This window comes from Ruegeria sp. AH12, assembly GCF_056541465.1.
Genome location: NZ_JBQFYL010000113.1, coordinates 1 through 861, shown reverse-complemented (window position 1 = coordinate 861; position 861 = coordinate 1). Strand labels below are relative to the sequence as shown.

The 861-nt window shown below is 55.1% G+C and carries 1 pseudogene; it reads right to left on the bottom strand.

Going from position 1 to position 861, the window contains the following annotated elements:
- Positions 1-795, bottom strand: a pseudogene (locus ACR0EL_RS21990) (IS5 family transposase); the annotation flags it as partial.
- Positions 796-861: the final 66 nt, after the last annotated feature.

Below are 861 nucleotides of genomic sequence, written 5' to 3'. Positions count from 1 at the left end.
GCCAGAATATGACAGTGGCGGCGAGAGCGATGGCGGAGAGGAATACCTTTGGGCACCTGTCATAGCGGGTTGCCACACGCCGCCAATCCTTGAGCCTGCCGAACATAATCTTGGATCACTGCCCGGCAGTGCATTGCGAAGCAATGTCACGAGAGGGGCGATTGCGCCGTTTGTAGCGGCGTTTGTCATATTTGACGGTGGCCTTGCGTTGCTTCCTACCAGGGATACATGCGCGTATTCCTTTGTCTTTCAGGGCTTCTCTGAACCAATCGGCGTCGTAACCTCAATCTCCGAGCAGCCAGTCGACATTGGCCAGACTGCTCAAAAGGGCCTTTGCCCCGATGTAATCACTCACATGCCCGGCAGTAACAAAGAGGTTCAAAGGTCGCCCTTTGCTGTCACAGATGGCGTGCAACTTGGTATTCATACCGCCTTTGGTTCTGCCAATCAGGCGACCGCGCCCCCCTTTTTGACGCCCAAACTGGACGCTGTGCGGTGGGCTTTCAGATAGGTGGCGTCGATCATGATCGTCTTCTCTTCGACATGCTCAGCGGCCAGACCGACCATCATCTGGGCAAAGATGCCTTTGTCACTCCATCGTTTCCAACGGTTATAAAGGGTCTTGTGCGGCCCGTACTCCTTGGGTGCGTCCCGCCACCGTAAACCATTGCGATTGATGAAGATAATCCCACTCAACACACGCCGGTCATCGACACGAGGCTTGCCGTGGGACTTGGGGAAATAGGGCTCCAGACGCGCCATCTGCGCATCGCTCAGCCAGAAAAGGTCAGACATGTCACCACTCGTTTTTCGAACGATGAATCATGCCGAAAAGCGGAAATCAATGGGTCCTGACCCTAG